This is a genomic window from Chryseobacterium sp. FG46 (assembly GCF_057809135.1).
This window is the reverse complement of sequence record NZ_JBMDJJ010000004.1, coordinates 25,622-50,442: the sequence shown is the minus strand read 5'-3', so window position 1 is coordinate 50,442 and position 24,821 is coordinate 25,622. Positions and strand designations below refer to the sequence as shown.

The window sequence follows — 24,821 nt, the reverse complement described above, 5'->3', positions numbered from 1 at the left end:
CTTTCTCTTTTTTAATAAAATTATGAAATGGAATTTGAAATATAATAACTATAGATTAATTTTTTTCAACATTTATCTTAAAATTAACCTCATCTATTTCGATTTCGTTAAAATTTGAAAGTGAAGATACAATTTCTATTTTATTTGACAAGACTTCGGAAGAAATATATTCCTCATTTTTCTTAATCTCATTCAGGAAAGGAGAACTTTCTTCCAATGTGATTGAAATTCTGTCTGTCAGTTCAAAGTCTTTATCTTTTCGCAGGTTTTGAATTCTGTTGATGAATTCTCTTGCGATACCTTCAGATTTTAATTCATCGGTTAACGTCAAATCTAATGCCACAGTTGTTTTTCCATCGGAAGTAACGGTCCATCCCGGGATATCTTTTGTAGAAATTTCCACATCATCAAGGGTAATTTCATATCCCTGAACGTCCAGTTTTCCTTCTTTTTCAAGAGCGGAAATCTGTTCTGCAGTAAGATTTGCAATCTCGGCACCTACCACTTTCATGTCTTTTCCTAATTTAGGACCAAGAGCTTTGAAGTTAGGTTTTATCTGTTTTACAATTAAGTGTGATGCTTCTTCGGCATTAATTAACTGTAATTCTTTCACGTTGACTTCCTGCTTGATTAAGTCTGCAACAGCAATAATCTGTTCTTCTGTTTTAGAATCCAATACAGGAATCAATACTTTTTGTAACGGTTGACGAACTTTTACATTTTCTTTCTTTCTCAAAGAGAAAACCATACTTGTAATGTTCTGTGCCAAATGCGTTTTTTCCACCAGATCCTGATCAATTAAGCTTTCATCAGCTATCGGGAAGTCTGTAAGGTGTACAGATTCACAGTTTTCTTTTCCTGTTACCCTGTTCAAATCCTGATATAACTGATCCATGAAGAACGGAGCAATAGGAGCGGAAAGCTTAGCTACTGTTTCAAGACAAGTGTATAACGTCTGGTAAGCAGAGATTTTGTCATCAGAATAATCTCCTTTCCAGAAACGTCTTCTGCATAATCTTACATACCAGTTACTCAGGTTGTCGTTCACAAAAGTACTGATCGCTCTTGCAACTCTTGTTGGCTCATAATCTTCATAGAAAGCTTTTACGTCCTTGATCAGAAGATTAAGTTCAGAAAGGATCCATCTGTCGATTTCAGGACGGTTCTCCACTTCTTTTTCTGAATATTTGAAGCCGTCCACATTTGCATATAGAGCAAAGAATGAATAGGTATTGTAAAGTGTTCCGAAGAACTTTCTTCTTACCTCGTCAATTCCTTCAATGTCAAACTTCAGGTTTTCCCATGGATTTGCGTTAGATATCATATACCAACGCGTTGCATCCGGTCCGTATACAGAAAGGGTTTCGAACGGATCGACAGCATTTCCTAAACGTTTTGACATCTTCTGTCCGTTCTTATCCAGAACAAGACCGTTACTCATTACATTTTTATAAGCAACAGAATCAAACACAGCCGTACCAATAGCGTGAAGCGTATAGAACCATCCACGCGTCTGGTCAACACCCTCTGCGATGAAATCAGCAGGGAATGCTTTATTATTGTCGATTAATTCTTTGTTTTCGAAAGGATAATGCAACTGTGCATAAGGCATAGAACCTGAATCGAACCAAACGTCGATCAGGTCGCTTTCACGCTTCATTGCTTTTCCTGAATCAGAAACCAATACCACTTTGTCTACTACGTTTTTGTGAAGATCCACAAGTTCATAATTAGACTCAGACATATTCCCGATGATGAAACCTTTGAACGGGTTTTCAGTCATCAATCCAGCCGCAATTGATTTCTCGATTTCGTTATATAATTCTTCTACAGAACCGATAATTTTTTCTTCTTTCAAATCATCTGTTCTCCAGATTGGCAACGGAATGCCCCAATATCTTGAACGGGAAAGGTTCCAGTCGTTTACATTTTCCAACCAGTTCGCAAAACGTCCTTCTCCGGTAGCTTTTGGCTTCCAGTTGATGTCTTTGTTTAAATTAACCAGTCTCTCTTTTACAGCAGTCATTTTCACAAACCATGAATCAAGCGGATAGTACAATACCGGCTTATCTGTTCTCCAGCAGTGTGGATAAGAGTGGACATATTTTTCTACTTTGAAAGCCTTGTTCTCCGTTTTCAACAGGATCGCAAGTTCTACATCCCATGATTTCTCAGGAGCAGTTCCTTCATCGTAGTATTCATTTTTGATATAAGTTCCGGAAAATACCGCAGGAACATTTTCTCCTTTGATGAATCTACCCTGTAAATCTACCAATGGTACAAGGTTGTCATTTTCATCTTTTACCAACATTGGCGGAATTTCTGGCTGAGCCATTTTAGCTACTCTCGCATCATCAGCACCAAAAGTAGGAGCCGTGTGAACGATACCTGTACCATCCTCAGTCGTTACGAAATCCCCTAAGATTACTCTGAATGCATTCTCAGGATTGTCGTTGGGTGTAAACCAGGGAACTAATTGCTCATATCTTGTATCAACAAGCTTTTCTCCAGTAAATTCTTTTAGTATTCTGAAAGGAATTACTTTCGTTTCCGGAGTATAGTTGGCAAAATCTTCATCCGTACCTTCTGCAAATTTTTTACCGAAAACCTTAGGTAAAAGAACGCTTGATAATACTACTGTTACAGGTTCAAATGTATATTGATTGAAGGTTTTCACTACAACATATTCTATATCTCTGCCTACGGTAAGAGCAGTATTGGATGGAAGCGTCCATGGAGTTGTCGTCCATGCAAGGATATGTACATCTCCGTCAACATCATTGAACAATGTTGAAGAGTCTTTCTTTACTTTAAACTGAGCTACAACCGTTGTGTCTGAGACATCACGATAGGTCCCGGGCTGATTCAGCTCGTGAGAAGAAAGTCCTGTTCCTGCTTTTGGAGAGTAAGGCTGGATGGTGTAACCTTTGTACAACAAGTCTTTGCTGTACAACTGCTTCAATAACCACCAAACGGTTTCCATATATTTTGACTTGTATGTGATGTACGGATCATCAAGGTCTACCCAATATCCGATTTTCTCCGTAAGGTTATTCCATACGTCGGTATAACGCATTACCGCTTCACGACAAGCTTTGTTATAGTCTTCAATAGAGATTTTTTTGCCAATATCTTCTTTTGTGATTCCTAATTCTTTTTCCACACCCAGTTCCACAGGAAGACCATGCGTATCCCAGCCTGCTTTACGGAAAACCTGCTTTCCGTTTTGAGTCTGGTAACGGCAGAAAATATCTTTCAATGCTCTTGCCATTACGTGGTGAATTCCAGGCATACCGTTTGCTGAAGGCGGACCTTCATAAAAAACAAACTCAGGATTTCCCTGACGAATCTCAACACTCTTATTGAAAGTTTTATTTTGTTTCCAAAATTCCGCTACATTCTCTGCTACGTCAATAAGGTTGAGGTTTTTGTATTCTTTAAATTGGCTCATTGTAAATATCTCAATATCGTTGATTAATTAAGTCTGCAAATTTACTAAAATTTGTCGGTTTATAATATATGTTTTATGTAGGTAATTTCTATTAAAAAGTTCAATTTCAGAAATATAAATGGGAAAGGTGAGAAAAAGTGAATAGTGAATCGTCAATACGTGAATTTTTCTGGGTGTTTTTTATATAAAAATTAATGCGATTTATTCAATTTTATTCAATAGGAGTGGGCTATTATCCTGAGCATAGTCGAAGGAAGCCCATTTAAATAATAAAAATATATCCAACGGCTTTAGAGCCAAAACCTACAACATAATCATCTGTGAAATCTGCGGTCAAAAAAATAAGCATAACTTAAAAATTCGTATATTTAATTAGACGTATAAATCCAAATGCTGTATGAAAATCTTTTATTACCTGATGCTTTTTGTTTGTTTTATCAACACAGGCATTGTACAAGCTCAAAATAATTACCCCCAGAATTATTTCAGAAATCCTTTAAATATTCCCATGCAGCTGGCAGCTAACTTTGGAGCTATCCGGACCAATCACTTTCATATGGGGCTGGATTTAAGAACCAATAGCCAGGAAAATCTTCCTGTTCTTGCGGCGGCTGATGGCTATGTGAGCAGAATAAAAGTAGAGCGCTACGGATTTGGAAATGCAGTGTACATTACTCATCCCAATGGCTATACAACGGTATATGCTCACCTGAACAAATATTTTAATGCACTTGATGAATATGTAAAGGAAAGACAATACAAAAACGAAAAATGGGAACAGGATATTACTTTTCAATCTGGGCAGTTTCCGGTAGAAAAAGGACAACAGATTGCACTGAGCGGAAATACAGGAGGATCTGCAGGGCCGCATCTGCATTTCGAAATAAGAGATACCCAAACAGAAGAATGCCTTAATCCTTTACTTTTCGGTTTTGCTATTTCGGACAATATAGCACCCATTATCAGTGGTCTTTATTGGTATGACCGGCGTTTCAGTACGTATGAACCAGGAGCGAATAGTATTGCAGTAAAAAAAGCAGGAAGTATTTATACTGCTGGTCTCGTTCAGGTCAATTCTCCGGAAATAAGTTTGGGCATTAAAGCTGTAGATAAGGCCAATCAAGGGTTTAATCTGGGGATTTATAATGCAGAGTTATTGATGGATGACAAGCTGATTTACAGTTTTAAAATTGACAAAATCCACTATGATGATACCCGATACATCAACGGCTGTATAGATTATACCAAATTCATCAGAGATAAAATAGGAATTCAGCACCTGTCCGATTTACCGGGAATGAAACTGCAGAATTATAGCCTTCCAAATTTAACAGGAATGATCAAACTTCATGATGAAAATGTGCATACCATTGAAATTGTTCTAAAAGATGTCAAAGGAAACACAAGCCGGTTAACAACCAAACTTCAGTTAAGCAAAACCTCAGACAAAATATCTTCTACAGCAAAAACGATAATGGCTAACGAAGCCAAAACCATTACCACAGAAAATACAGAGATTAATTTCAGCAAAAATGCAGTGTATGATGCCATAAATTTCAATGCCTATGAAAAACCTGATACAGATCCGAATGCTGTTTCAAATACGATTGTTTTACAAAGTCCATACATTCCCATTCAGGATGAGTATACTTTGAAAATAAAACCGAATAGAAAATTAACCAATACAGAAAAAGATAAAGCTGTTATTCTTCTTGACTATGGCAGTGATAAGAATGTAGTCAAGGTGAAATGGAATGGTGATTGGGCAGAAGGAAAATTCAACAGATTGGGTACTGCAAAACTCTTAATAGACAATTACCTGCCATCTGTTTCATCAGCTTGGACAGAAGGAGCAATGGTTAATAACAGCTCTTTGCTGTTGAAAGGAACTTCTAAAATAGGAGATATTGTTTCATTTCGTGCCGAACTGGATGGTAAATGGCTGCGTTTTGCCCGTGTAAAAGATAATTTCATCTACACTTTTGATGAAAAATGTCCTAAAGGAAGCGGTTCTCATACTTTAAAAGTGACAACCATCAATACTGCCGGGAATACCAATACACAAACTTTTACGTTTCAAAGATAAAACTGTAGCTGCAATCATGAATACATTTTACATGAATACATCTTTACAATCATGTAATTTTAAATAAATTTGCCTTTTAAAAATTAAAATCATTGGAATTTCATCCGTCAATCGAGAAAGCAGGGATTCAGGAAATCAAATTGTTTCAGGAAGAAAAACTTCGTGAACTTTTGATCTATCTTGAAACTCATTCGCCGTTTTATCAGAAACTGTTCAAAGAAAATAATATTACTATTGAGGATATTCATACTTTGGAAGATCTTCAGAAGATTCCTACCACCACAAAGAATGATCTTCAGCAGTATAACCATGATTTTTTCTGCATAACACCGGATAAAATTGTGGATTACAGTACCACTTCCGGAACATTGGGAGATCCGGTAACTTTCGGATTGTCTGACAATGATCTTGAGAGGCTTGCGTACAATGAAGCAATCTCTTTTGCCTGTGCGGGAATTCAGAAAGGTGATGTTGTGCAGATGATTACCACCATAGATAAAAGGTTTATGGCTGGGCTTGCTTATTTTCTTGGTTTAAGAAAAATGGGGGCAAGCGTGGTGAGAATGGGACCTGGAATTCCGGAACTTCAGTGGGATTCTATTTTCAGATACAAACCAAAATATCTGATTACCGTACCTTCTTTTCTGCTGAAAATGATTGATTATGCCGAAAAACACGGATTGGATTATAAAAACTCCAGTGTTTATGGGGCTGTATGTATTGGAGAAAGCATCAAAAATCAAGATTTTACAGATAATATTCTTTCACAGAAAATCAAAGAAAAGTTGGATATCAAACTCTTTTCTACTTACGCGTCTACCGAAATGAGTACCGCTTTTACAGAGTGTGAATTTCAAATCGGAGGACATCACCATCCGGAACTCATCATTACAGAAATTCTTGATGATGAAGGAAATCCGGTAAAAGAAGGAGGAATTGGTGAACTGACGATTACAACATTGGGAGTAGAAGCCATTCCTTTGTTGAGATTTAAAACCGGAGATCTTGTAAAAGCTCACTATGAGCCGTGCCAGTGTGGAAGAAATACGATGAGGTTGGGACCTGTAGTCGGAAGAAAACAACAGATGATCAAATACAAAGGAACAACGCTGTATCCACCTGCTATGAACGATATTCTGAATGATTTCAACAAAATCTTATGCTACCAGATCGTTATTCAGGCTAACGAAATCGGGCTTGACGAAATTATTATTAAACTGAGCACAGAAGAAGAGCACGACAGCTTTGTGAATGAAGTAAGAGACCATTTCCGTGCAAAATTGAGAGTAAGTCCCAAAATTGAAATCATAGACTTTGGCATTCTTTCTAAAGCAGTTTTTAATCCAAACAGCAGAAAACCAATTAATTTTATTGATTTACGGTGACCTGCCTTTCTTTAAAATTAATGTTATTCTTTTTATTTTACACTTATTCTGGCTAAAATTACCGGGATTTTTTTCTTATCATGTAAATAAAATGTCTTTTTTACAAAAACCTGTTATTTAGAGTCTTATTGAGTAATTTTACTGGAATTAAACATAAAAAAATGAAAAAGAATTTAATTCTGATGGCTGGCTTAACTGTAGGCCTTGTATTAGCATCCTGTAAAAAATCAGGTACTGAACTTGAAAAAGAACTTTCGGCAGCACATGCTAAATTGCAATCTGATCATAGCAAATTAGAAGCAGCTCATTCGGTAATGGAAAAAGAACATGCTGCTTTTACCAGTATTCATCACCTGCAGAATGAACCTGCTACCAGTGAGCATAACAAAATCGAGGCTTTGCATAAGGATATTCTGCAGCAGCATGCAGACCTGCTTACCAGGCATTCTGAAATTATGAAAAAACATGATGAACTGGAGAAAAAGCATGCTACTGAAAATTTTGATATCAATCAATTGAAAGCTGATCATGATCAAATGATGAAAGAGGATGAAGAACTGATACAGGAACATACAAAAATGACAGCAGATCATACAAAAATGATGGCAGAAGATGCTAAGATAAAAAAAGAAGATAAATTGAAATAATTTTGTAAAAAAACGGTCTGAACTTTCAGACTGTTTTTTTACGGTTACTTATCAATAAAAGTAAATATCTTTGGGTGTTTAAGTAAAAACTAATTTAAAAATATGAGAAAATTAATGTTGTTGCTCTTCATGGCAATTGGAGTGGTAGCCTTTGCACAAAATCAAATTAATGTTGAATCCGGAAATTTTGATTTTTTAAAAGATCAAAACGAAGTGAATGTTCAGTTGGTGTTTGATAATGCAGTCTATCAGGAGAAGAACATGACGGAAGCTCAATACCTGGAAAACAGGAAAGCGGATATTACAGCCAAAAAAAGCGAAGCTGTATGGAAAAACTGGATTTATCAGTGGGGACAGTTTAAAAATTCTGAATATTTGGACTATTTCCTTAAAGGCATAAATGGGAAATCCAAAAAAGTAGTTTTCAAAAAGGATGCAAAGACAAAATACACGCTGATTATTGATGCAAAATGGATTTATGCCGGCTGGTATGGCGGAATGATAGGTTCTCAGGAAGCAAAATTAACAGCAGATATGAAGTTTGTGGAAACTGATGATCCTTCGAAAGTAGTGATGAGATTACAAGCAGATAAAATAGGAGGCAAGCAAATGAATAAAGAATTTGCATGGGAATACGGAAGAATAGCTGCGGCCTATGAAGTTACCGGAAAAAAATTGGGAAAGGAAATCAAAGAAGTTATAAAATAAACAAAAAACGGTCTGAAAAATTCAGACCGTTTTTTATGCTTGATTTTGCTGTTCCTGTTTTTCTAGCTTGATCAGGTTCGCAAGATTTTTAATGACAGTATCATGCTTTTTCACAAAAGGATTGTCCTTATTCCAGACATATCCGGCTAAGACCGCACAGATCTTTTTCTTTACATCAGGATTTTCCGGCTGATGGAAAAATAACTCCTGAAGATTTCCGGTGTACCATTCTTTTACATAGGTGGTGAAAACGTCAACACCATATAAGATATAATCTGAGTATTCTTTCTGCCAATCAATTTTTTCTCCGTTTAGTTGTCTTAAAGCCAGTTTTGCGGCCAGCATTCCGGATTCTGTGGCAAAAGCCATTCCTGAAGAGAAAACCGGATCAAGGAATTCTGAAGCATTTCCTGTTAAAGCAAATCCGTCACCGAATAAACTTTTAACCGAGCATGAATAATCTTTCAGGTGTTTAGGTTCAAAAATAAATTCTACATCCCCAAAACGTTTTACATAATAATCAGAAAGAGAAATGGCTTTTCTCAAAGCTTCTGTGGGATCTCCGTTTTCAGATAATTTGTCAATGTATTCAGTAGGGCCTACAATTCCTAAACTGGTATTTCCATTGGAAAAAGGAATTACCCAAAGCCATACTTCTGTTTCAATGATGTCAAAAGAAATTAAAGTTCCTTCCTCTCCCGGTGCTCTGTTGATATCGTTTACATGAGAGAAAATAGCAGAGTGAGGAGAAAGTTTTGAAGGTTTTTCCAAATCAAGAAGACGAGGTAATACTCTTCCGTAGCCGCTGGAATCGATAACGAATTTGGCATGGATTTCTTTTGTTTCTCCATCCTTGCTTTTTACCGTAGTTACAGAATCTGTTCCGTCAAATTGAATGTCAATAACCTCAGTTTCAAATTCAAGATCAATTCCTTTGTTAATGACTTCCTGAGCAAGCGTATTATCAAAATCAGCTCTTGGAATCTGCCAGGTCCAGTCCCAACCTTCCCCGAATTTGTTGCTGAAATCAAAAATGCAGACTTCCTCACCACGAAGGAAACGAGCCCCAAGCTTTTTTTCAAAGCCCATTTTGTCTAATGCAGGGAAAAGCCCAGCCTCATCAAAGTGGTCCATTACCCTTGGGATTAAGCTTTCTCCGACTACCAGTCTTGGGAATTTTGTCTTTTCAACTACTTTTACGTTGACGTTATTCTTCTTTAAGTACGAAGAAGACACGCATCCGGAAGGTCCGGCTCCGATTACAAGAACGTCAACAAATTCTTTGCTCATCTTTGATTTTTTATTTTAATAATAACTTTTATCTTTGCCGCAAAATTAGTGACAAATAATTAATATTTTACAAAATTATCAACTATTACTTTTAATTGATGAAAATAAATAACTTTTTAGAACTGAAAGACTTTCAAAAAATTATCATTGAGAATGAAAAAATAGAACTGGATGAATCACTTTTGTCAAGAGTGGATAAAAGTTTTCAGTTTTTAAAAGAGTTTTCAAAAAATAAAGTAATATATGGTGTGAACACCGGTTTTGGTCCGATGGCCCAGTTCAAAATCAGTGATGAAGATACGCACCAGCTTCAGTACAACCTTATCAGAAGCCATTCTTCAGGGATTGGAAATCCTTTGCCTGCGGAAGAAGTAAAGGCATGTATGCTGGCAAGACTGAATACCCTATCACTAGGAAATTCAGGAGTACACCAATCGGTTATTTATTTGCTTCAGGAACTGATCAACAGAAATATTACTCCGTTGATATTTGAGCATGGAGGGGTAGGAGCAAGCGGCGATCTTGTTCAGCTGGCTCATCTGGCTTTGGTACTGATTGGAGAAGGAGAAGTATTTTATAAAGGGGAAAGAAAATCTACCAAAGAGGTTTTTGAAACAGAAGGCTTAGAACCGATAAAAGTAGAGATCCGTGAAGGGCTTGCTTTGATGAACGGAACTTCCGTGATGTCAGGAATCGGTATCGTAAATGCCTATAAAGCCAATCAGCTGACTGATATTTCTCTCAGACTTTCCTGTGCCATCAACGAAATTGTACAGGCTTATGATGACCATTTGTCAGCAGCATTGAACGGGACAAAAAAACATTACGGCCAGCAGAAAGTAGCGGAAAGAATGCGTGCTCACCTGGCAGACAGTAAACTGATCAGGAAAAGAGAAGAACATCTTTATACCCATTTTGAAGAACAGGAAAAAGTATTCAAGGAAAAAGTGCAGGAATATTATTCATTAAGATGTGTTCCTCAGATTCTAGGTCCGGTACTGGATACGTTGGAATACACAGAAAAAGTTCTTGAGAATGAGATTAATTCAGCGAATGATAACCCGATTATCAATGTTGAAGACCAGCATGTTTACCATGGAGGAAACTTCCATGGCGATTATATCTCTCTGGAAATGGACAAGCTTAAAATTGTAGTAACCAAACTGACCATGCTTGCAGAAAGACAGCTCAACTATCTTTTGAACTCGAAAATCAATGAGATTTTGCCTCCTTTTGTGAATTTAGGTAAATTAGGTTTCAATTTCGGAATGCAGGGAGTACAGTTTACGGCAACTTCTACTACGGCAGAAAGCCAGATGCTGTCAAATTCTATGTATGTTCACAGTATTCCGAACAATAACGATAATCAGGATATCGTTAGTATGGGAACAAACGCTGCAGTGATCTGCAGAAAAGTCATTGAAAATGCCTTTGAAGTTTTGGCCATTGAAGCTATTACGATCATCCAGGCTGTTGAATATCTTGGATTTCAGGATAAGGTTTCATCCTCTACAAAAGAACTGTATGATGAAATCAGAAAAATTATTCCTGCTTTCTCAGACGATATGGTCATGTATCCGTATCTGGAAAAAGTAAAGAAATACCTGAAAGGAATGTAACTATTGCCTGCTATGGATTGTCTTCCAAGAAAGGCATAGCATAAGATTAAAAAACTAAAACGATATAAACACTAACGCATGAAATGTGCAATTGTAACAGGTGGCTCCAGAGGGATCGGGAGAGCAATCTGTATAAAACTGGCTGAAGAGAAAAACTATCACATCCTTATCAACTACGCTTCAAACGAAATCGCAGCCAACGAAACATTGGCTAAAGTGGAAGAACTTGGAGCAACGGGAGAAATTCTTAAATTTGATGTAGGAAATACCGAAGAAACACAATCTGTTTTAACGGAATGGCAGGAGAAAAATCCAGATGCCGTGGTAGAAGTGATCGTCAATAATGCCGGAATCACAAGAGACGGTCTTTTTATGTGGATGCAGAAAGAAGACTGGAACAGTGTGATCAATACAAGTCTGGACGGATTCTTCAATGTAACCAATTTCTTTATTCAAAAGCTGCTTCGTAACAAATACGGAAGAATCATCAATATGGTTTCCGTATCGGGAGTAAAAGGAACAGCAGGCCAGACGAATTATTCCGCGGCAAAAGGCGCTTTGGTGGGAGCTACAAAGGCTCTTGCTCAGGAAGTTGCGAAGAGAAATGTTACCGTAAATGCTGTAGCGCCTGGTTTCATCAAAACAGATATGACTCAGGAGTTCAATGAAGAAGAACTGAAAGCAATGATTCCGGCCAACAGATTCGGAGAAGCGGAAGAAGTAGCAGATCTTGTCGCATTTTTAGCATCTAAAAAATCTTCATACATAACAGGAGAAGTGATTAATATTAACGGAGGAATTTATTCATAACATGGAAAATAGGGTTGTAATTACCGGAATGGGAATTTATTCCTGCATCGGGACATCTTTAGAAGAGGTCAGGGAATCCCTATATCAAGGAAAATCTGGTATTGTTTTAGATCAGGACAGGAAAGAGTTTGGTTTCAGGTCCGGCCTTACAGGAGTAGTTCCGAAGCCCGATCTGAAAAATCTTTTAAACAGACGCCAGCGTGTCAGCATGGGAGAGGAAAGTGAGTACGCTTATCTCGCTACCCTTGATGCATTGAAACAGGCGAATCTGGACGAAGAATTCCTGGATACGCATGAAGTGGGAATCTTATACGGAAATGACAGTGTTTCCCAGGCAGTGGTAGAAGCTATCGATATTGCAAGGGAAAAGAAAGATACAACATTGATGGGATCGGGAGCGATCTTCAAATCAATGAACTCAACAGTAACGATGAACCTTTCTACGATTTTTAAGCTGAAAGGAATCAATCTTACCATCAGTGCAGCATGTGCAAGCGGTTCACACTCATTGGGGCTGGCTTATATGATGATCAAAAATGGTTTCCAGGACATGATTATCTGCGGCGGAGCTCAGGAAACCAACAAATATTCCATGGCGAGCTTTGACGGACTGGGTGTATTCTCAGCCAGGGAAGATGAGCCTGCAAAAGCATCCAGACCTTTCGATGCAGAAAGAGACGGATTGATTCCAAGTGGAGGTGCAGCTACTCTGATTGTTGAAAGCTTGGAATCTGCCCAAAGAAGAGGTGCTCCGATCATTGCCGAAATTATCGGATATGGTTTTTCTTCAAACGGAGGCCATATTTCAACACCTAATGTGGACGGACCGGCTTTGGCAATGGACAGAGCCTTAAAACAGTCAGGATTAAAAGCTTCAGACATCGATTATATCAATGCTCATGCAACTTCTACTCCAATTGGTGATGCCAACGAGGCAAAAGCCATCTATGAGATCTTCGGGAGTGAAGTTCCGGTAAGTTCTACCAAATCTATGACCGGACACGAATGCTGGATGGCAGGTGCAAGTGAAGTTATCTACTCCATTCTGATGATGCAGAACGATTTTGTAGCACCCAATATCAATCTGGAAAACCCTGATAATGAAGCACAAAAGATAAATTTAGTCGCAAAAACAATAAATCAAAAAATTGATGTATTTTTGTCGAATTCTTTTGGGTTTGGGGGAACCAATTCTGCACTAATAGTTAAAAAATTTGATTAAAAACATGGAAAGGGAAAAAATTGTTGCTATTGTTAATGATTTTCTTGTCAACGAATTCGAGGTAGACGGAGACGAAATCAGTAATGATGCCAACCTTAAAAATACACTGGGCTTAGACAGTCTGGATTATATCGACATGGTAGTCGTGATTGAATCCAATTTCGGCGTGAAATTAGGAGAAGCAGATTTCAAAAAAATGGTAACATTTGATGATTTCTATACAACGATTGAACATAAGATTGCTGAAAAAAACGCTTAGTTATTGAGTAAATCTTTATTCTATACAATGGGCCAATGTAATAATATCACCGTGATCTGCCTGCAGACACTTTAAAGGTATTGTTACATTGGTTCTCTCTTATATTAAATTCTATCTATGAACAAGTGGAAAGGTAAATCTAAAGGAACAGTGCTCGGATACAGAATATTCGTCTGGTGTATTAGAAATATCGGGATCAGAAGTTCATATGGGGTGCTGTATTTTGTGGCCGCCTATTATTCGCTGTTTCAGAAGAAAAGTAACCAATACATTCTTTATTACTTTCAGAAAAGACTGAATTACGGATACTGGAAATCCAAAGCTTCCATCTTTAAAAGCTATTTTACTTTCGGAAAAGTTCTGATTGATAAAACGGCTATTTCTGCCGGACTCAGAGAAAAATATACCTATGAATTTGATGGTATTGAAAACCTCAGAAATCTTTTAGCAGCTAAAAAAGGAGGAGTGCTCATCAGTGCGCATATCGGTAATTTTGAGATTGCAGAACATTTTTTTGCTGATATCGACTTCGACTGCCAGATCAATCTGGTCACTACAGATCAGGAAGTTACTGTCATTAAGGAATATCTGGAAAGTGTTGCCGTAAAAAAGAGTAACATCAAGTTCATCTATGTAAAAGAAGATATGTCTCATATTTTTGAGATCAATCAGGCTTTGTCCAATAATGAGCTTATCTGCTTTACCGGAGACCGTTATTTCGAAGGATCTAAATTTCTGGAGGCAGAACTGCTTGGGAAAAGTGCAAAATTTCCGGCTGGTCCGTTTTTGATTGCCTCAAGATTAGGCGTTCCGGTAGTATATGTTTATGTAATGAAAGAGGATAATCTTCATTACCATCTGTATGCAAGAGTGGCACAGAATATCAAAAACCGCGATTCACAAGGACTTTTACAATCTTATGTCCGGAATCTTGAAACTATGGTTAAAAAATACCCGCTCCAATGGTTTAATTATTTTGATTTTTGGGACGATGTTGATTAATTTTTCTATTTTTATCCCATAAAAAACGAATAAAAACTAAAAACCATTAAGATGTACCGAGATTTAAGAGAAACCATGAAATTTCTATGCTTACTTTACTGAAATAAGCTTTAAATATCTTAAATTCCCTGTTTCTTAATTATTTAAAACACATTCTCTTTTGAAGAAAGAATACGACATACTTGTAATCGGCAGCGGATTGGGAGGTCTTGTTTCAGCTCTTATTTTGGCGAAAGAAGGTCTGAAAGTATGCGTTCTGGAGAAAAATAACCAATATGGAGGAAATCTGCAGACCTTTTCAAGAGATAAACTTATTTTTGATACCGGAGTCCATTATCTTGGAGGTTTATCCAAAGGGCAGAATTTAAATCAGTTTTTTTCCTATCTGGAAATCATGGATGATCTTGAACTTCAGCTGATGGATGAAGACGGCTATGACAAAATCAGTTTTGGGGATGATGAAATAGAATATCCTCACGCTCAGGGCTATCAGAATTTTGTTGAACAGCTTTCCAAATATTTCCCCGAAGAAAAAGAAAACCTTGAAAACTACTGTGAAGAAATTCAGTATGTATGCAGCCAGTTTCCAAGGTATCATGTGGTGGGAAAAGACAGTTACAACGAGGAAATACTGCACCTCAATACCAAAAGATTTATAGAATCCGTTACCCAGAACAAAAAGCTTCAGGCTGTTTTACTGGGTTCGAATTTTTTATATGCCGGAGACTCGGAGAATGTTCCCTTTTATGTGCATGCTTTGACGGTAAATTCTTATATCCAAAGTGCTCACAAATGCGTGAAAGGAGGAAGCCAGATCTCTAAACTTTTAATCAGAAAACTTCGGGAATATGGAGCTGAAGTACACAAGCATTCAGAAGTTTCAGAATTTGTTTTTAATGAAAATAATACACTGACCTCAGTCAAAACAAAAACAGGAAAAGAATACACCGCAAAACAGTTCATTTCAAATATTGAGATTCGTTCCACTATTAAGCTGATAGGAGAGGAAAGACTTAAGAAATCCTTTCTGAACAGGGTGTTAAGCTGGAAACCGGTTTCATCGTGCTTTAGTATTTATATTGTTTTAAAACCTCATTATCTTCCTAATTTTAATTATAACAGATACCACTATTCATCAGAAGACCTGGTCTGGAATGCCTTCCGGTACCGAAAAGAAGCGTGGCCGGAGACTTACATGCTTTCGTCTACTCCTTCGAAGCATCATCCTGAATTTGCAGAAAGCCTTACCGCGATTTCTTATATGGATTTTGATGAGGTTAAAGAATGGGAGAATACGTTCAATACCGTTGCCGATGAGCATGAGAGAGGAACAGCCTATGCAAGATTTAAACTTGAAAGAACAGAAAAAATGCTTGATGCCCTGGAACATAAAATCCCTAACATAAGGCATGCCATCAAAACAATATATACTTCTTCTCCCTTATCATACAGAGACTATATCGGGAACTTTGAAGGAAATATGTACGGATACATGAAAAGCTCGGAAAATCCTCTTAAAACAATGGTTTCTCCCCGTACCAAAATTGACAATCTTTTTCTGACGGGACAATCTGTGAATATGCATGGGATCTTAGGTGTTACTATTGGAGCCTTTAATACCTGTGCTGAGATGATTGGAAAAGAAACCATAGATATGCGGCTGACCCAAATGATTAATAAAAACTAAAGTGAAAAAAACTAAAACCATTTATACATCCTTTCAAAGAACTTTTCTTTATCTTACGCTCTGTTTTTTCCTCATATCCTGTGGAATATCAAAATCTGTCCGGCATATTCCTGAGGTAAAACAATATGCTCTTGAGATCCCGAAAGTAAATCAAATCAATGATAGTACCTTCAGTTACAGGCAGAATTACCTTACCAAAAATAAACAGCAGCTCTGGGAACTTTACATTCAGGGAAATCCTTTACAATTAGGATATAATAATGGAGCATTGACACAAAGTTTAATGCAGAAGCAGGAAAACATCTTTTTTTCAAAAGTGGAAGGTTTTGTTCCTTCAAAATTCAGACAAAGGTTATTAAGAGGCTTTTTAAAATGGTACAACAGAAAAATGTACCTCAATGTAAGAGAAGATTATCAGGCAGAATTATTTGGCTTGTCACAATATTCATCCGATCAGTATGACTTTATTGCCCCTAAATATTTAAGAAACCTTTACCTGCACGGTGCTCATGATATTGGACATGCTATGCAGGATCTGGCCATGGTAGGCTGTACTTCTCTTGCTGTATGGAACGAAAATACGGAAGATGGAGACCTGTTGATCGGAAGAAATTTCGACTTTTATGTGGGAGATGATTTTGCTAAAAATAAACTGGTGGAATTTGTGCAACCGCAAGAAGGAATTCCCTACATGTCAGTAAGCTGGCCGGGAATGATTGGTGTAGTGTCCGGAATGAATAAAGAAGGAATTACGGTGACCATTAACGCTGGAAAATCAAAAATCCCTCTGACTGCAAAAACGCCTATCTCCCTTGTTACAAGAGAAATTTTGCAGTATGCTAAAAATATAGATGAAGCCATTGCTATTGCTAAAAAAAGAAAAGTTTTCGTTTCAGAATCTATTCTTGTTGGCAGTGCAGCAGATAAAAATGCAGTCATTATTGAAGTTTCACCTAAAAATCTCGGAGTATATAAGGTGCAGAATACCAGCCAGATTCTTTGCACCAATCATTTCCAGTCTGAAACTTACAAAGACGACAAAAGAAATCAGAAACAGATTGAAGAAAGCCACTCAGAATACCGTTATGAAAAACTTCAGGAGCTTTTGCAGGAAGAAAAAAAGATCACTCCAGAAAAGATGGCTTCTATTTTAAGAAATAAATCCGGCTTAAAAGATGAAAGCATTGGTTATGGAAATGAAAAAGCGCTTAATCAGCTGCTTGCTCACCATGCTGTTATATTTTCCCCTCAGAAAAAATTGGTTTGGGTTTCTTCCAATCCTTATCAGCTGGGAGAATTTGTTTGTTATGACCTGAATGAGATTTTTTCCGGTAAGCCACTATCACAAAGTCTGCTGGCGAAAACAGGTTTGAATATCACAAGAGATCCATTTGCCGATTCTGAAGAATTTCAAAATTATGAACTGTCTAAAATGTTGGGTAAAGAAATCAATGAGGCAGCGGAAAATAAAGGTATATTGTTGACAGATGATTTCATTTCTTATTATGAATCTATGAATCCCGATTTTTGGCTGGTCTATTATCAGTCAGGAAAATATTATTTTAGCAAAAAAGAATATTCAAACGCAAAAATGGAGTTTGAGAAAGCTTTTACGAAAGAAATTACAACGATCCCCGATAGAAAAAATGTTGAAAAATACCTGAAGAAAACTTTAAAGAAACTGAAATGATCCCCAAATATATAAAACTGCTTTTCTGCATTCCTTTCCTCATTATCATCTGCCATTCAGTATACCTGTGTACGGTTTACAGCTCTATACCTGACATTATCCCGATTCACGGGTACGGAAATATGAAAGATAATGATGGAAGCAAAATATTTGTGGTGTTTCCTGTACTGATGAATTTGGCTGTTCTTATTTTTATCTGGCTGATCATCAGAAGACCGGATAAAATAAAGTTTACTTTTGAAATCAACGAGGACGAAAAAGAAAAAACCTACCATATCACCCAGTTAGCTCTGGTAATTATTGCGATATTTGTTACCATCATGATGACACCGCTATCATTTTACGATGTGGTTTATAAATAATAGATTATGAAAAAACTTTTAACCTTATTCTTTACAGCATATGCTTTGTTATCATTTTCTCAGGACAGAAAAGAGATCGGAAATACTTTCATCAAAGCTTTATTGGTGGATAAGAATATAGAAAAAGCACATTCTTATTTCGATCCTTCCGTAGCAGGACAGATTCCGGTGGATCAGCTTAAAGCTGTTACGGAACAGTTACAAGGACAGATTGGAGGTTTGAAAAATATCCTTGAAGTAAATAATGAAGGAAACACCTATTATTACTATTCCGAATTTGAAAAAACAAAACTGGATGTTCAGCTTACTTTTGGAGAAAATAATAAACTACTGGGCTTCTTCCTGGTTCCTCATAAATCATTTGAAAAACCTGATGAGAAAACCACACTAAAAATTAAAAGTGATGGCATTGAACTGAATGGAACCCTGTTGATTCCTCCCTCCAACAATAAAAATAAACTGGTTATTTTCGTTCACGGTTCCGGAGCGCATGACAGAGACGAAACCATTGGAGAAAACAAACCGTTTAAAGACATTGCAGAATATCTTTTAGCCAACGGAATTGCTTCCTACCGATATGATAAAAGAACCTATTCCTATCCTGAGACATTTAATGAAAAATCTACCGTAGAAGATGAAACCATCAATGATGCGGTAAATGCAGCTCTTTATTTTAAAAATAATGCTGATTATAAAGACTACCAGATTATTATTCTGGGACATAGCCAGGGAGCGTATATGATGCCAAAAATTGCAGAAAAAGCGCAGGTTTCAAAATATGTTTTTATGGCTGGAAATGCAAGACCATTACAGGATTTATTAGTAGAACAGTATGAGTATCTTCATGCTATAGATCCAGCTCTGGTACCTGCTGATGCGGTGCAGGAAGTAAAAACTAAGGTAGCCTTTTTAAATTCATCTAAATTTAATATAAGTTCACCATCATCAGAACTTCCTTTGGGACAATCTGCTGCTTATTGGAAATATATAAAGGATTACAATCAGCTTAATGAGATTAAAAAAGTAAAAGCTCCCATGCTTTTTGCACAAGGGGGAAGAGATTATCAGGTGACAGAGAAAGACTTCAACCTTTGGAAAGAAACATTGAAAAATGATAAAACAGCGGAGTTTAAATTCTATCCTGCATTAAGCCACTTGTTTATTGCCGGAACCGGAAAACCATCTCCAAAGGTTTATGAAACAAAAGGGAAGGTGGATGAACAGTTTTTAAAAGACCTTGCAGATTTTATTCTGAAATAAATGCAATGAGATTATTGCTCTCATAAGCCTGGAAAATTATTCCGGGCTTTTTCAATTATTTTCCGGGCTTACTTTATTAAGGAACAAAAAAGAGGCTATCCCTGCAATAGCAGAAAGTGTAATACTTAAAATAAAACTCCCGATAACATATTGCAGAAGATTGTTCTTAATCAGTTCAAAATTCAAATCCTGACTTAAAATATCACTGTCACCACTTACAAACGGTGCTCCCAGAAAAAGAGAAGCCGCAATGATAAAGGGAATAAAAGGCGGAAGACTTACATTGGATGCTACAAAGGCTAGTACTTTATTAAGTTTGAAAAGTACAGACAAACTGATAACCAGAAGGGTCTGAAATCCCCAGAAAGGAGATAACCCTATAAATACTCCCAAAGCTATGGAAAATGCTTTTGTACGGTTACTACCGTCACTTTCTAAGACATCTTCCTGAATGAATCTTTTAAAGCTTTTTTTTTTGAAATTATTCACAAAGTTTCTCGGAATAATATAAAGTAAGGTAATCGTCACGAGAATTGTATTCAGAATACTGATCCTTGTAAAATCTTTGAAAGGTCTGAAATGTGAAACCCGTTCCTTCGGATCGTATAACACTTTAATAGGAACATTTTTTACGGGAACATGCCTCCACGCAGTTCTTACAATGATTTCAATTTCAAATTCAAACTTAGGCGTGAAATATTTCTTGGGAATTGTATGCAAAGGATAGAGCCTGTAGCCGGACTGTGTATCTTCCAGTCTGATGCCGGTTTCGAACCAGAACCAGAAATTGGAAAAACGGTTTCCGAAACTGCTTTTCTTAGGAATACCATCCTGAGACATATTTCTGTTTCCAATCAGAAGAACGTCCTCTTTTTCCTGAAGAAGAGCCTCTACAAATACCGGAATATCATCCGGATAATGCTGTCCATCCGAATCAATCGTGATAGCGTAATCATATCCTGAATTCTTTGCTGCCCTGAAACCTGTTTTAAGACCATTTCCTTTCCCTTTGTTCTCCGGCAGGGAAATGATAGTAATCTGAGGATATTGAGCAAGAATCTGAGGGGTGGAATCTGTAGAACCATCATTAACCACAATAATACTTTCGGTGTACTCGAGAACACCGTCAATCACCCTTTTCAGAGTTTTTTCATTATTGTAGGTAGGTATTAAAACGCATATTTTCTTTTCAGAAATAGCATTTTGTACTTCAGCAAGGAACATTTTTTTATTTTAAAGTGGCTCTTTCCGTCTCTGTCATGGTTTTAGATTGCATTGCAAACCTTTTGATATAGCCTTTTAATGCTGTATTCTGTTTGCTGTAATTGTTCAACAGGAAAGCTTTATCATCCTTCAGACTTCCACGGTATCCTACAATCTTTGGAATATTTTCCTGAACGCTCATTCTGATCAGGCGAAGTTCTGCATTATTAGGATTACTTTTGATAACGCTTTCAAGGCTTGTAGCTCCCGTTTTTACCAGAGATTTTCTGTTGCTTTTGGCAATTTTGGCTTCCATAATCTTCGCCGCTGCTTTATACCCAACCGTTACAGCGTCAGAACCGGATTGTTTTTCCGCAGTTTCAATAAAGCTGGCAGTATTGCTACTGGATTCGTTCGCTTTTGCATAGCTGTTTCTCAGCGTTTCAAGATCAGATTGAAAGAAAAAAACAAATGCTGCTATGAATGAAAAGATTAGTTTCATGATGCTTATTTTTTATAGCTTACAGACATTTTCAATGCAATAGTCTCGCCAAAAGAAGTGGTGTTTTTTACTTTAACATCTTCTTCATTTTCAGTAATATCAAGCTGAAGAACCAGATCAGGTGTTTCAAAAGGATTGATAATCGCCATGAATTTTACATTGGAAGCTGTTTTCAGGAATAATTTCGAACCTGTAAATTCTTCAGTGAGTTCCTTAATGATCTGCATCATACAAACACCGGGAGTTACGGGATTTCCAGGGAAATGTCCTTTGAAAATATCGTGGTCTTTATTAAGATGAATATGAGCAGTAAACTTTCCGTCTTCTGCCTTATCGTATGATGTTAAAGTATAAAAGTCTGTAAGAATGGTTTGCATGATCTTATTTTTTTAAGATTAAAGTATAATCAATTTCTTTTCAAAAAAAACAGGTATATCCATAGATTTGAGAGCAGAAATTATTCCGTTTCGGTTATTTGAAATAGTTTTATGTTGATCTTAAAATCCTTATGCTGCAGGTTCAAGCTGTCTGCGAAGATAGGTTTTTTTGCATCAAAAGTAAAATCGATTTTCTCTTTGTTATTTTTCGTGTAAACAATCTCTTTCAGTAAGCCATTTTCTTTGCTGAAGAAAAGATAATAGCTCTTATTGCCAATTTTTGAAAGGTAGATTCTAGCATTCTCATTTTCAAAACTTTCATTGACCGGATATCTTCTTTTCAGAAGCTGACGGAAATCGTTTTTCAGGAAATTGATGACTATTTTTTTATCCAGATCAGGAAGTACATAATTCAGTTTGAAATCGTTCTCAGAAACTTCAAAATCAATCAGTTTGTTCCCAAAATCTGAAGTTAAAGCGACACGGTGCGTTGTTTCATTCAGTTTTTTGATAATCAGAATTCCGCTCACATGGTTTTTATAGATATCCATCTGGCATTTGTAGACATAATCTTCACCGGAAGAAAAGTATAAATTTTCAACCGTTTTTTCAGAGGTTGAGGCAGGCTTTACATCAGTAAGCTTATAAGTTTTACAGGAAAGAGCCAGGATCAGAATCAGGCTATAAAGAAAACTCTGACGCAGGAATGGAAGCATTGATCTTTGTATTTTTGAAAACAATATTCGTAGTATCTCCGGAAGCCTCAGTCATATTCACCTGTGAAACGGTCGACTGGTTCTTTGGGAAATACAGCTCAATCTGTTTGATATATTTCAACAGCTGGGATGTTTTAGGAATAAACTTCGCTATGTTGTAATTCCCGTTCTTAAAATACGTTACAGTGAACTCCGGATCATTGAACATTGTTCCGTTTGAGCTTCCTACAATCAGTTTATTGATTTTTTCAAATGTTTTACTCTTCGCATCTACAGACGATTTTTTCCCCTGATCATTGATGAAAATTTTATTGCTTTTAAAAACAATGCTGTACTGATAAGGCTTAGTATATTTCCAGCTCAGCATATTGGGGGTCTGCAAAGACATTTTCCCATAAGTAACAATATTTTTATCCAGGAAATCCATTTTTTTGGTCTGGGTAAAATCACTCTGCAAAGTTTTAATCTCTTTCGTCTCAGAAGATACCTTCGATATAAATGCTTTAGCTTCAGCTCCTGACATGGCCGTGTTTTGGGCAAAAAAGAAACCGGAAAACAGTAAGAATGCTCCGAAAGCAATATTTTTAATCATTTTTATTTGAATTTATCACTGTGTCAACAGTAAAGGTTGAATATTTTTTATCCTTCAAAAATACTAATAAATCGGTCAGCACACGATAAGTCTTTTCCGAAGTGTCGTGAAGGAGGATAATACTCCCTTTTTTCAGGCCTTTGGTCACTCTGCTGTATATTTTCTTTTCATCATCAGTAATGGTATCCAGAGAGCGGACATTCCATCCGATACTTATTTTATTTGTTTTTTTGATTGCTTTTGCAATATTAGGATTCGTTACTCCGAAAGGTGGCCTGTAGAGACTGGTCTTGATATTCCCCACATTCTTCATGATTTCATCACATCTTTCAATTTCCTCAATCATTTTTGAGGTTGATAAGAAACCTGTGGAATTGGAATGCGATAATGTATGGTTACCAATCGTATGACCTTCTGCAATGATCCTCTGAAAAGTTTCAGGATATTTTTCAATCTGTTTTCCGATACAGAAAAAGGTGGCTTTTACCTGATGTTCTTTAAGCAGATCTAAAAACTTTGGAGTAAATTCAGTAGGGCCGTCATCAAAAGTAAGCGCTGCTTCTTTAATTTTGGTTCGCTTATGAGTGATGCTGTTGACGAAATATCCCAGTTCAATATCAAATGAGCCCCATATTACTACCGCAGAAAAAGCAAAAAAACAAAACAGGTATACCCAGAAACTTCCGTGGAACGCATAAATAAAAACGTTACAGAAAATATAAAACAGAATAAACGGATAATGCTTCACCTTATTTTCTTTGAATATGAGGATTCAAATGTAGCTAAAAGTTCAATAGAATCCTAAATGATCAAATCTTTAAAATTGCTTATCCAGAATGTGATACTCTGTTTTTTGCATGAAAGGATAGTAAGGCAATATTGCTATACGTTCTTTTGCGTCCAGCTCATCAATATTTCTGAAAATAAGAACTGCATCTTTTTTTGAAACGGAGATAAAGAAATTTTCCAAAACTCCTTCTTTCTTCCAGGTGTGGATAAATTCCATTTCTTTTTTCGGAAGCTCAGGGTTTGCTTTTATCTGTTGAATTCCCTCATCAGAGAGGGTAATTAAAACCAATATGTTATTCATTTTCTGTACTATTAAAAAAGTTATTAATATTCATCATCAGATCCTGAGATGAGTGGCTGAAAATATTCATCTGCGTTAGGACATGTCCTTCTGCTCCATAAATTTTAAGCTGGGATTTTGGCTGGATCTTATATACCATTTCAAAAAATTGAATGGAGTCATCAAACAAAATTTCGTGAGTTCCTACCGCTATAAATACAGGAGGAAAGCTCTCAAAATGGACTTTACTGGGGTCCGCTGGTCCCAAATCATTACCTGAATAGGCGTAGGCGAAGTTTTTTACCATCTCTTTATTTAAAATCTGATCCAAATGCTGACGGTTTTCTGAGGATGGATTATTGGTTTCAAGATTATACCACGGTGAAATAAGGGCAACTGCTTTTGGAGATTTTATTTCTCTGCGGCTGATTTCATACACTGATTTTATAATTAAGCCACCTCCTGCACTGTCTCCGAATAAATAAAAATGATGATCAGGATATTGGTGAAATGCCCATTCATAAATATTCAATACATCATTTAACCCATTCGGGAAGGGTTTTTCAGGAGCCAGAGAATACTCTATGAAAAGAACTGACCGGTTGAGTTCTTTAGCAAAATGCGAAACCATTGCTTTATGAGACCGGATGGAGCCTACGGCATAGCCGCCTCCATGTATATAAATGATAAGCTCGTTGGGATGAGGGTTTTCAGGCTGAAACCAATAGCATTTGATTCCGTTTATTATTTCTTCCGAAATGGCAATACTTTGTTCTGGAGGGTAAATAGTACCGACACTGTCATATAAAGCTCTGTTTTCTTCAATTAATTGATTATTGATGCTCATTGTGTAATTTATTTAATAATTAAACTTAAGCAAATTT

General features: G+C 36.7%; 23 protein-coding genes. 13 read left to right on the top strand and 10 right to left on the bottom strand.

Going from position 1 to position 24,821, the window contains the following annotated elements; all coding sequences use genetic code 11:
- Positions 1–55 precede the first annotated feature (55 nt).
- Positions 56–3,451: an isoleucine--tRNA ligase gene (gene ileS / locus ACODR7_RS04510; RefSeq protein WP_488837624.1), complete on the bottom strand. Its 3,396-nt coding sequence runs from the start codon at positions 3,449–3,451 to the stop codon at positions 56–58.
- Positions 3,452–3,848: 397 nt separating this feature from the next.
- Here ileS and ACODR7_RS04505 point away from each other — a divergent pair, with 397 nt between their 5' ends.
- From ACODR7_RS04505 to ACODR7_RS04490, 4 genes are all read left to right on the top strand, one after another.
- Positions 3,849–5,537: a M23 family metallopeptidase gene (locus ACODR7_RS04505; protein WP_488837622.1), complete on the top strand. Its 1,689-nt coding sequence runs from the start codon at positions 3,849–3,851 to the stop codon at positions 5,535–5,537.
- Between the two features lie 92 nt (positions 5,538–5,629).
- On the top strand, positions 5,630–6,922 hold the full coding sequence (gene flxY, locus ACODR7_RS04500; protein WP_488837621.1) for a flexirubin biosynthesis putative acyl-CoA ligase FlxY: 1,293 nt from the start codon (positions 5,630–5,632) through the stop codon (positions 6,920–6,922).
- A 161-nt stretch (positions 6,923–7,083) separates the two neighbouring features.
- Positions 7,084–7,569, top strand: a complete 486-nt coding sequence (locus ACODR7_RS04495) for a hypothetical protein (RefSeq protein ID WP_488837619.1) — start codon at positions 7,084–7,086, stop codon at positions 7,567–7,569.
- 102 nt (positions 7,570–7,671) lie between these two features.
- Positions 7,672–8,277: a hypothetical protein gene (locus ACODR7_RS04490; protein ID WP_488837617.1), complete on the top strand. Its 606-nt coding sequence runs from the start codon at positions 7,672–7,674 to the stop codon at positions 8,275–8,277.
- Positions 8,278–8,310: 33 nt separating this feature from the next.
- On the opposite strand, the gene ACODR7_RS04485 is transcribed toward ACODR7_RS04490, so the two are convergent.
- Complete coding sequence (locus tag ACODR7_RS04485) at positions 8,311–9,567, bottom strand: NAD(P)/FAD-dependent oxidoreductase (RefSeq protein WP_488837615.1); 1,257 nt, start codon at positions 9,565–9,567, stop codon at positions 8,311–8,313.
- A 98-nt stretch (positions 9,568–9,665) separates the two neighbouring features.
- On the opposite strand from ACODR7_RS04485, the gene flxA reads away from it, so the two are divergent.
- The 9 genes from flxA to ACODR7_RS04440 all read left to right on the top strand — a co-directional run bounded on the left by flxA (position 9,666) and on the right by ACODR7_RS04440 (position 19,478).
- Entirely contained in the window at positions 9,666–11,186 is a 1,521-nt protein-coding gene (gene flxA / locus ACODR7_RS04480) for a flexirubin biosynthesis tyrosine ammonia-lyase FlxA (RefSeq protein WP_488837613.1), read from the top strand.
- A 78-nt stretch (positions 11,187–11,264) separates the two neighbouring features.
- Complete coding sequence (gene flxB, locus ACODR7_RS04475) at positions 11,265–11,996, top strand: flexirubin biosynthesis SDR family reductase FlxB (RefSeq protein WP_076595473.1); 732 nt, start codon at positions 11,265–11,267, stop codon at positions 11,994–11,996.
- Position 11,997: 1 nt separating this feature from the next.
- Positions 11,998–13,218, top strand: coding sequence for a beta-ketoacyl-[acyl-carrier-protein] synthase family protein (locus ACODR7_RS04470; protein ID WP_488837611.1), 1,221 nt, complete (start codon positions 11,998–12,000; stop codon positions 13,216–13,218).
- 4 nt (positions 13,219–13,222) lie between these two features.
- Positions 13,223–13,477, top strand: coding sequence for an acyl carrier protein (locus ACODR7_RS04465; protein ID WP_034692469.1), 255 nt, complete (start codon positions 13,223–13,225; stop codon positions 13,475–13,477).
- 117 nt (positions 13,478–13,594) lie between these two features.
- The gene (locus ACODR7_RS04460) at positions 13,595–14,479 is read left to right on the top strand and encodes a lysophospholipid acyltransferase family protein (RefSeq protein WP_488837608.1); all 885 of its coding nucleotides are present in this window, start codon (positions 13,595–13,597) and stop codon (positions 14,477–14,479) included.
- Between the two features lie 160 nt (positions 14,480–14,639).
- Complete coding sequence (locus ACODR7_RS04455; RefSeq protein WP_488837606.1) at positions 14,640–16,166, top strand: phytoene desaturase family protein; 1,527 nt, start codon at positions 14,640–14,642, stop codon at positions 16,164–16,166.
- 1 nt (position 16,167) lies between these two features.
- The gene (locus tag ACODR7_RS04450) at positions 16,168–17,856 is read left to right on the top strand and encodes a C45 family autoproteolytic acyltransferase/hydrolase (RefSeq protein ID WP_488837604.1); all 1,689 of its coding nucleotides are present in this window, start codon (positions 16,168–16,170) and stop codon (positions 17,854–17,856) included.
- Positions 17,853–18,218: a hypothetical protein gene (locus ACODR7_RS04445; protein ID WP_110367684.1), complete on the top strand. Its 366-nt coding sequence runs from the start codon at positions 17,853–17,855 to the stop codon at positions 18,216–18,218. The genes ACODR7_RS04450 and ACODR7_RS04445 overlap by 4 nt, the downstream gene beginning before the upstream one ends.
- A gap of 6 nt (positions 18,219–18,224) precedes the next feature.
- A complete protein-coding gene (locus tag ACODR7_RS04440; protein ID WP_488837602.1) occupies positions 18,225–19,478 on the top strand; it encodes an alpha/beta hydrolase in 1,254 nt (417 codons plus the stop codon).
- Between the two features lie 51 nt (positions 19,479–19,529).
- On the opposite strand, the gene ACODR7_RS04435 is transcribed toward ACODR7_RS04440, so the two are convergent.
- The 8 genes from ACODR7_RS04435 to ACODR7_RS04400 form a co-directional block, all read right to left on the bottom strand.
- Positions 19,530–20,702, bottom strand: coding sequence for a DUF2062 domain-containing protein (locus ACODR7_RS04435; protein WP_488837600.1), 1,173 nt, complete (start codon positions 20,700–20,702; stop codon positions 19,530–19,532).
- Positions 20,703–20,706: 4 nt separating this feature from the next.
- Positions 20,707–21,183 carry a hypothetical protein gene (locus ACODR7_RS04430; protein WP_488837598.1) on the bottom strand — a complete coding sequence of 159 codons (477 nt, stop codon included), beginning with the start codon at positions 21,181–21,183 and terminating at the stop codon, positions 20,707–20,709.
- Between the two features lie 5 nt (positions 21,184–21,188).
- Entirely contained in the window at positions 21,189–21,560 is a 372-nt protein-coding gene (locus tag ACODR7_RS04425; protein ID WP_083688797.1) for an ApeI family dehydratase, read from the bottom strand.
- Positions 21,561–21,640: 80 nt separating this feature from the next.
- On the bottom strand, positions 21,641–22,276 hold the full coding sequence (gene lolB2, locus ACODR7_RS04420; RefSeq protein WP_488837596.1) for a flexirubin biosynthesis protein LolB2: 636 nt from the start codon (positions 22,274–22,276) through the stop codon (positions 21,641–21,643).
- A complete protein-coding gene (gene lolA2, locus ACODR7_RS04415) occupies positions 22,242–22,868 on the bottom strand; it encodes a flexirubin biosynthesis/transport protein LolA2 (protein ID WP_488837594.1) in 627 nt (208 codons plus the stop codon). The genes lolB2 and lolA2 overlap by 35 nt, the downstream gene beginning before the upstream one ends.
- Positions 22,861–23,616: a polysaccharide deacetylase family protein gene (locus ACODR7_RS04410; protein ID WP_488837592.1), complete on the bottom strand. Its 756-nt coding sequence runs from the start codon at positions 23,614–23,616 to the stop codon at positions 22,861–22,863. The genes lolA2 and ACODR7_RS04410 overlap by 8 nt, the downstream gene beginning before the upstream one ends.
- Positions 23,617–23,685: 69 nt before the next feature.
- On the bottom strand, positions 23,686–23,958 hold the full coding sequence (locus ACODR7_RS04405; protein WP_076595483.1) for a hypothetical protein: 273 nt from the start codon (positions 23,956–23,958) through the stop codon (positions 23,686–23,688).
- On the bottom strand, positions 23,951–24,784 hold the full coding sequence (locus ACODR7_RS04400) for an alpha/beta hydrolase fold domain-containing protein (protein WP_488837589.1): 834 nt from the start codon (positions 24,782–24,784) through the stop codon (positions 23,951–23,953). Before ACODR7_RS04400 ends, ACODR7_RS04405 begins: the two co-directional genes overlap by 8 nt.
- Positions 24,785–24,821 lie beyond the last annotated feature (37 nt).

Excerpts from the sequence above, each read along its gene's own strand:
- ACODR7_RS04495 (WP_488837619.1), top strand. The coding sequence starts at position 7,084 with ATGAAAAAGAATTTAATTCTGATGGCTGGCTTAACTGTAGGCCTTGTA.
- ACODR7_RS04430 (WP_488837598.1), bottom strand. The coding sequence starts at position 21,183 with ATGAAACTAATCTTTTCATTCATAGCAGCATTTGTTTTTTTCTTTCAA.
- flxA (WP_488837613.1), top strand. The coding sequence starts at position 9,666 with ATGAAAATAAATAACTTTTTAGAACTGAAAGACTTTCAAAAAATTATC.
- ACODR7_RS04470 (WP_488837611.1), top strand. The coding sequence starts at position 11,998 with ATGGAAAATAGGGTTGTAATTACCGGAATGGGAATTTATTCCTGCATC.
- ACODR7_RS04435 (WP_488837600.1), bottom strand. The coding sequence starts at position 20,702 with ATGTTCCTTGCTGAAGTACAAAATGCTATTTCTGAAAAGAAAATATGC.
- lolB2 (WP_488837596.1), bottom strand. The coding sequence starts at position 22,276 with ATGCTTCCATTCCTGCGTCAGAGTTTTCTTTATAGCCTGATTCTGATC.
- ACODR7_RS04425 (WP_083688797.1), bottom strand. The coding sequence starts at position 21,560 with ATGCAAACCATTCTTACAGACTTTTATACTTTAACATCATACGATAAG.
- ACODR7_RS04505 (WP_488837622.1), top strand. The coding sequence starts at position 3,849 with ATGAAAATCTTTTATTACCTGATGCTTTTTGTTTGTTTTATCAACACA.
- ACODR7_RS04400 (WP_488837589.1), bottom strand. The coding sequence starts at position 24,784 with ATGAGCATCAATAATCAATTAATTGAAGAAAACAGAGCTTTATATGAC.
- ACODR7_RS04460 (WP_488837608.1), top strand. The coding sequence starts at position 13,595 with ATGAACAAGTGGAAAGGTAAATCTAAAGGAACAGTGCTCGGATACAGA.
- flxB (WP_076595473.1), top strand. The coding sequence starts at position 11,265 with ATGAAATGTGCAATTGTAACAGGTGGCTCCAGAGGGATCGGGAGAGCA.
- ACODR7_RS04465 (WP_034692469.1), top strand. The coding sequence starts at position 13,223 with ATGGAAAGGGAAAAAATTGTTGCTATTGTTAATGATTTTCTTGTCAAC.
- ACODR7_RS04485 (WP_488837615.1), bottom strand. The coding sequence starts at position 9,567 with ATGAGCAAAGAATTTGTTGACGTTCTTGTAATCGGAGCCGGACCTTCC.
- ACODR7_RS04490 (WP_488837617.1), top strand. The coding sequence starts at position 7,672 with ATGAGAAAATTAATGTTGTTGCTCTTCATGGCAATTGGAGTGGTAGCC.
- ileS (WP_488837624.1), bottom strand. The coding sequence starts at position 3,451 with ATGAGCCAATTTAAAGAATACAAAAACCTCAACCTTATTGACGTAGCA.
- ACODR7_RS04445 (WP_110367684.1), top strand. The coding sequence starts at position 17,853 with ATGATCCCCAAATATATAAAACTGCTTTTCTGCATTCCTTTCCTCATT.
- ACODR7_RS04405 (WP_076595483.1), bottom strand. The coding sequence starts at position 23,958 with ATGAATAACATATTGGTTTTAATTACCCTCTCTGATGAGGGAATTCAA.
- ACODR7_RS04440 (WP_488837602.1), top strand. The coding sequence starts at position 18,225 with ATGAAAAAACTTTTAACCTTATTCTTTACAGCATATGCTTTGTTATCA.
- lolA2 (WP_488837594.1), bottom strand. The coding sequence starts at position 22,868 with ATGATTAAAAATATTGCTTTCGGAGCATTCTTACTGTTTTCCGGTTTC.